This window comes from Nocardia sp. NPDC006982, assembly GCF_042869435.1.
Lineage (GTDB): Bacteria > Actinomycetota > Actinomycetes > Mycobacteriales > Mycobacteriaceae > Nocardia.
Genome location: NZ_JBIAFV010000004.1, coordinates 466,406 through 472,604, shown reverse-complemented (window position 1 = coordinate 472,604; position 6,199 = coordinate 466,406). Strand labels below are relative to the sequence as shown.

At 65.9% G+C, this 6,199-nt stretch carries 5 protein-coding genes and 1 pseudogene; 3 read left to right on the top strand and 3 right to left on the bottom strand.

The window, feature by feature from the left end; translation table 11 throughout:
* Positions 1–149 precede the first annotated feature (149 nt).
* Together ACFYOW_RS19135 and ACFYOW_RS19130 are read left to right on the top strand one after the other, a co-directional pair.
* Positions 150–1,274: pseudogene (locus ACFYOW_RS19135) on the top strand (DUF6545 domain-containing protein).
* A 10-nt stretch (positions 1,275–1,284) separates the two neighbouring features.
* Positions 1,285–2,043 (top strand): dienelactone hydrolase family protein, encoded by a 759-nt coding sequence (locus tag ACFYOW_RS19130; protein ID WP_387289563.1) that lies wholly within the window; start codon positions 1,285–1,287, stop codon positions 2,041–2,043.
* A gap of 137 nt (positions 2,044–2,180) precedes the next feature.
* On the opposite strand, the gene ACFYOW_RS19125 is transcribed toward ACFYOW_RS19130, so the two are convergent.
* Complete coding sequence (locus ACFYOW_RS19125) at positions 2,181–3,347, bottom strand: transcription termination factor Rho, short form (RefSeq protein WP_387289561.1); 1,167 nt, start codon at positions 3,345–3,347, stop codon at positions 2,181–2,183.
* A gap of 347 nt (positions 3,348–3,694) precedes the next feature.
* Here ACFYOW_RS19125 and ACFYOW_RS19120 point away from each other — a divergent pair, with 347 nt between their 5' ends.
* Positions 3,695–4,552: a cyclopropane mycolic acid synthase family methyltransferase gene (locus tag ACFYOW_RS19120; protein ID WP_387289559.1), complete on the top strand. Its 858-nt coding sequence runs from the start codon at positions 3,695–3,697 to the stop codon at positions 4,550–4,552.
* A gap of 4 nt (positions 4,553–4,556) precedes the next feature.
* Here ACFYOW_RS19120 and ACFYOW_RS19115 read toward each other — a convergent pair whose 3' ends face one another.
* Together ACFYOW_RS19115 and ACFYOW_RS19110 are read right to left on the bottom strand one after the other, a co-directional pair.
* A complete protein-coding gene (locus ACFYOW_RS19115; RefSeq protein ID WP_387289557.1) occupies positions 4,557–4,958 on the bottom strand; it encodes a PaaI family thioesterase in 402 nt (133 codons plus the stop codon).
* Between the two features lie 4 nt (positions 4,959–4,962).
* Positions 4,963–6,165: an MFS transporter gene (locus ACFYOW_RS19110; RefSeq protein WP_387289554.1), complete on the bottom strand. Its 1,203-nt coding sequence runs from the start codon at positions 6,163–6,165 to the stop codon at positions 4,963–4,965.
* Between the last annotated feature and the right edge of the window lie 34 nt (positions 6,166–6,199).

Here is a 6,199-nt window from a genome sequence, read left to right as displayed (position 1 = left end):
GGCCCCCCCCCCCCCCGCTGGGGCGCCGCCGCGCCGGGGGGGGGGCCGCGCGGCCCGCCCGCCCCACCCCCCCCCCGCGGCCGCCCCCCCCCCCGGGGGGGGCCCCCCCACGCCTGTTGTGTCAGAGCCTCACGGGTTGCCGGTGTCGTATGTTGCGGCCTGATCGGCAGCACCGCGAAGTTCCCTTGATACCGACCTGCGACAGCTGCGCGGCCCGACGCGTGCGGAGGCCGGCGGTCCGCAGCGCAATGGCGTGCGAGTTCGCAGCGGTATCCTCCGACGGGCACGGTTGCGGCGCCGAGAGGATATCGATGTCCTCACTGGTTCCCGCGACACTCGGCTGGCTGGTGCTCGGCTACGTCGGCGCCATTACGCTGGGTCGGCTGATGTTGTTGCGGGACAAGATCATCGATCAGCTCATCAATCACAACCTGCTCTGGAGCATCGCCGCCCTGCTGTGCTACCGATGCGCCCAGGCGAGTGTCACCAGTCCGGTCTACGTCCTCGCGCTGGGATGCGTGGAAATGACAAAAATGCACCTGTTTGTCATAGGCCGATACATTCTCGCCGAGACCGATTCGACAGTGGTGTGGCGGCTGCGTCGGTTTTCCTGCTCTCGGGCATCCATGAGCTGCGCTTGGGCGACCTCAGCGCCAAGATGCAGGTGGTCTGCTGGATGCTGGGCATCAGCGGCGGCTTCGTCTCGAGTAGTCGCACTTTCCATTGCGCAGTTGCTGACAGGGCGACCCGCCCTCGGTCCGCATTTGCCGGGTGGAGAACTCGATTTCGTGCTCTGCGTGACCCTGCTCGCAATCCCTTTGCTCAGCGCGCTGCGCACGCTGGCCGGTTGTGATCGCGACGCTCGAATCTGTCGCCGACTGCGGCCGCTGTGGCGCGACCTCACCGCGGCGGTCCCGGAGATCGTGCTGCCCGCCGACGCACGACACGGTGCGGATTCGGTCACCCGGCCGTTCCGCATGACTGTGGAAATCCGCGATGCACTGCTGCACCTCGGCTCCTACCTCCCGGCCGAGACCCTGCCACCGCATTAGGTTGAATCGGACTGGGACATAACCGATTACGCACACCGACTGGCACACGCCGTACGTGTCAGAAAGGCAGGCGAACCGCCCGCCGTGGTCGGTTCGAGACCCCGGATGCCCAGCACCGCACACGATTTCGACGCCGAACTCCGGCATCTGCTCGGCCTCGCCCGCGCCTGGCCGAAGACCGCGGTGCGATGTCCGGATGCCGCGGACCACCCACGGCCATAGGCTGTATCCCATGACCTACAGGATCGTTTCTCGGCAGTTCGACCTCGATGTGGACGGCTCATCGCTGACCGGTTATCTGGCCCGACCGGAAGGCGACAGCACATTTCCTGCCATCTTGGTCGGCGCCGAGTTGTGGGGACTCACCGAGGATGCGCGGCGGATTGTCGATCGGGTCGCCGAGCTCGGCTACGTGGCCTTCGTGGTGAACGTCTATCACCGCTCGGGTCCGGAGACGGCTGCGGGTCTTGCCGAGACCGACGAGAACCGGACGCGTGCCTTCGGCCTGCTCGGCGAGCTCACCCGCGACGGTGTCGAGGCCGACTTCCAGGCCGCCATCGCCTATGCCCGCGAGCACGGCGGCGCCACCGATAAGACCGGTGTGCTCGGCTTCAGCCTCGGCGGCCATCTGGCCTACTTCGCAGCCACCCGACTGGACCTGGATGCCGCGGCGATCTTCTATCCGGGCTGGCTGACCACGGCGGGGACCGCGCTGAGCAGGCCCGAGCCGCTGCTGGCCGCGACCGAGAACATCGCCAAGGGCGATGTGCGGCTGCTGCTGTTCTTCGCCGAACTCGATCACGTCATCGATGCCGAACAGCGCGAACAAGTCGAGGCGGCCTTGAATCAGGCCGGTGTGCGGCACGAATCGGTGGTCTACCCGGGCGCGAAGCATGCCTTCTTCTTCCCCGACCGGGAGCCGTACGACGAAGCCGCCGCTACGGATTCGTGGCGGCGCACCGCCGAGCTGTTCGCCACCGAATTGGGCTGAGCTCGAACCGAATACGACGAGAGCCCGACCGGCCCTGTCTCCCCCTCCGAAGACAGGCCCGATCGGGCTGTAATAAATATTCCTCGGAGAGCTTGACAGGGCCTTAAAGGAGCCTTAATGGAGACGTGTCAAGCGGATCAGTGCCGCTTGACACCGAGTTGAGCCAGGAATTCCGCATTGGTCGGAGCCTGACGCAGGCCCTCCAGCAGTAGGTCGGTGGCCTGCTGACCGTCCACCGCGGCGAGCGTGCGGCGCAACAGGTGGGTGGCTGTCAATTCGTCCGGGGTGAGCAGCAATTCGTCCTTACGGGTGCTGGACTGCGCGATATCGATGGCGGGAAAGACCCGGCGGTTCGCGGTCGCGCGATCCAGTTTCAGCTCGGCATTGCCGGTGCTCTTGTACTCCTCGAAGATCACGGTGTCGGCCAGCGAACCGGTCTCCACCAGGGCGGTGGCGATAATGGTGAGCGAGCCGCCGTTCTCGAAATTGCGTGCGGCGCCGAGGAATTTCTTCGGCGGCGCCAGCGCCGCGGCATCGACGCCACCGGAAAGTACCCGTCCGGAGGACGGTGCGGCGTTGTTGTACGCGCGGGCGAGGCGGGTCAGCGAGTCGAGCAGTACAACGACATCCCTGCCCATTTCGGCCAGGCGCTTGGCATGTTCGATGGCGAGTTCAGCCAATGCGATCTGCTCGCCCGGGGTTCGGTCGAAGGTGGCGGCGGCGACGTCGGCGGGTACCGACCTGGCCAGATCGGTGACCTCCTCGGGACGCTCGCCGACCAGCACGAGCATCAGTTCGCACTCCGAGTGGTTCTTCGCGATACCGTGCGCGATCGCTTGCAGCACAGAGGTTTTACCCGCTTTGGGCGGCGCGACGATGAGTGCACGCTGACCCTTGCCGATGGGCATGACCAGATCGGTGACCCGCGTCGTCATGGCATGCGGTTCGGTTTCCAGGCGCAACCGCTGGTTGGGGTAGATGGGGATGAGGTCCTCGAAGCGGGGCCGGGCGCGCTCGGGATCCTGACCGTTGACCGATTCGATGCGGACCAGCGGATCGAGCTTGTCGCTGCGTGCCGGTTCGGCGGTGCCGATAATGAAATCGCCACGGCGCAAACCGAATTCACGAATAAGTCGGGGCGGTACGTGCACGTCACGCGGGCCGGGGAGGTAGCCGTCGACCCGGAGGGCGGCGGCGCGGTTGTCGGCGATATCGAGGATGCCGCTGACGGATCGTACGGGGCGCGGAGCGGTCTCGGCCGCCGCGCCCCCGTCTTGTGATACGGGAAATGTGTTGTCTTTCATGGGTTTTCCTTTGCATGGGGTACGGCGAACGGCCGTGTGAGGCAGCGGCGAGTGGGCTCGCTGCGGTGAATGTCCCTGTGGGCTCCGGGAACGAGGTGGACCATCATCATGGTCGGGAAGTCGAGAAATCTTGCGGGAGTTCGGCTCTGATCGGCCGGGATATCAACATCCACAAGGACAGGGCCGAGGATACATCGTCCAACGGCTGGCGCGCAATGGTCACAGCTCGGTCACGGCGAACGGAGCAGGCCACGTTTTCGTATCGGTAGCCGTTCACGCGAACGGCTCGGCGGTGTGTCTCGTATCAGTCCATATCCGGCCAGGACCGACCGAAGGCAGGAGCTGCAATGGCCGAACTCGAACCGTTCTACCAGCAAGTCCAATCGCACTACGACGTCTCCGACGACTTCTACCGGCTATTCCTCGACCCCTCGATGACCTACAGTTGCGCCTACTTCGAGCGCGACGATATGACCCTCGAACAGGCCCAACTCGCCAAGATCGATCTCGCACTCGGCAAACTGGATCTGCGGCCCGGGATGACCTTGCTCGATATCGGATGCGGTTGGGGCGCAACGATGTTCCGTGCGGTCGAGCGTTACGGCGTGAAGGTCGTCGGTCTCACCTTGAGCCGCAATCAGTACGAGCACGTGCGCTCGGAGATCGGTCGGCGCGGTGTCGCGGGCGTCGAGATCCGGCTGCAGGGCTGGGAGGAGTTCGACGGGGGTGTGGACCGGATCGTCAGCATCGGTGCGTTCGAACATTTCCGCCGCGAGCGGTATCCGGCATTTTTCGAGCACTGCTACCGCATGCTCCCGCCCGATGGCCGGATGCTGCTGCATACGATCATCGGCCATACGCTCAACGACCTGCGTCGCATGAATATTCCGGTGACCAGGGAGGCCGCGCTTTTCCACATCTTCATCAGGCGCGAGATCTTCCCCGGCGGGCAGCTGCCCCAGCCCGCGGAGGTCACCCGCCTGGCCGGGCAGGCCGGATTCGGCACCGAGCGGATCCAGCCGCTACGCCTGCATTACGCACGCACGCTGGATCAGTGGGCGCACGCGCTGGCGGACCAGCACGACGAGGCGGTGCGGATCGCCTCGGAGGAGGTCTACGCCAGATATTTGAAATACCTCACCGGATGTGCCCGGTACTTCCGCAGCGGGCACATCGATGTCATGCAGTTCACATTGGCGAAGTGAGGGGTCAGAGGACGGCTTGGGTCTGGGTCACCTTGGCGACGAGTTTGTCCGCGTCGTCCCGGATTTCGGCCTCCACCACTATGAACGACCGTCCCGCGTGCAGCGGTCGTGCCGTCGCGGTCGCATAGCCGGAACGCACGGCTCGCAGGAAATTCGTCTTGGATTCGACCGTCGTCGTGCCCTGCTTGCCCTCGGGCAGATTCAGGAACGCACACACCGCGGCGGTGCCGTCGGCGAGCGACATCAGCACCCCGCCGTGCAGGACTCCGCCCAGCGTGCACAGCGATTCGTCCCAGGCGATCCGACTGCGCACCAATTCGGTCCCGTGTTCGAGCACCTCGACTCCGAGGCGCTCGGTGAACGGCATGGACTGGTGAAAGAGCTTGGTGCCCACTTCATCGATCATGAAGTCAGCGTGCCCGATGCACCCGGCGCGCGTCGATTACTCCCGAGGTAATGAGCAGTACGAGCAGCACGGTCGCACCGCCGCAGAGCAGCACCGTCCCGGGCGAGGTCCGATCCACGATCACCCCGCCGGCCAGCGCACCGACACAGAAGGTCGCCTGGAACGAGGCGGTGAACAGCACCGACGCCACCTCCGGCGCATCGGGCAGCGCATCGGCGAACCAGGTCTGCAGCACCACCGGCACACCGCCGTATCCGATACCCCACACGATGAGCAGCGCGATCGCGCCGAACTCCCAGCGCCCCAACAACGGCAGCAGCAGCATCGCGGCCGACATCGCACTCGACGCGAAGCCGAGCGCGCGACGGGGACGACCGAGCAGGGTGCCGCCGAGGAAGTTCCCGGCAACGCCCGCCACACCGTAGATCAGCAGCAGCACCGTGATCGTGCCCGCACTGACCTCGGTGACCAACTCCAGGAACGGCGTGACATAGGTGTAGGTGCCGAACTGCGCGATCACCACGAAAAACGTTGCCAGCAAAGCAATTCGGATACCCGGACCGCGCAGACCGAGGCGCAGCGCGGTCAGGCGAAGGGCCTGTTCAGCGGGCAGCGCGGGCAGTGCGACCGCGAGCAGCACCAGCACCACGGCGGAGAGCAGGCCCAAGACCGCGAACGCGGCCCGCCAGCCCGCGACATTGCCGACGAAGGTGCCCGCGGGCACGCCGAGCACCGAGCCGAGTGGAACGGAGGAGAAGATCACCGCGGTCGCCCGGTGCACCGACTCCGGCGGCACCAATCGGCCGGCCAGTCCGGCCGCGATCGACCAGTAGCCGCCGATGGTGATTCCGATCAGCACGCGAGAGCCGAGCACCACCCAGAACTCCGGTGCGAGCGCGGCCACCGCATTGGCGATCGCCAGCAATAATGTGCAGCCGCACAGCAACAGTCGGCGATCGATTCGCGCGGCAGCGACGGTCACCATGGGCGCGGCGACCGTGGCCAGCAGACCGGGCAGCGTCATCATCAGCCCCGCCATGCCGTCGGAGATCGTAAAATCGGCTCCGATCGAGGTCAGCAGGCCGATCGGCAGAATCTCGGTGGTCACGATCGAGAAGATGCCGAGCATCACGGCGACGACGCCGAGCCACCGGATCAGCGGCGGCCGGGCGACGGTGCTGGGGGAGGGCGCAAGAGCTGTCGACATGCGCTCCAGTCCAGCAATCCCGCCCGTCGACTTC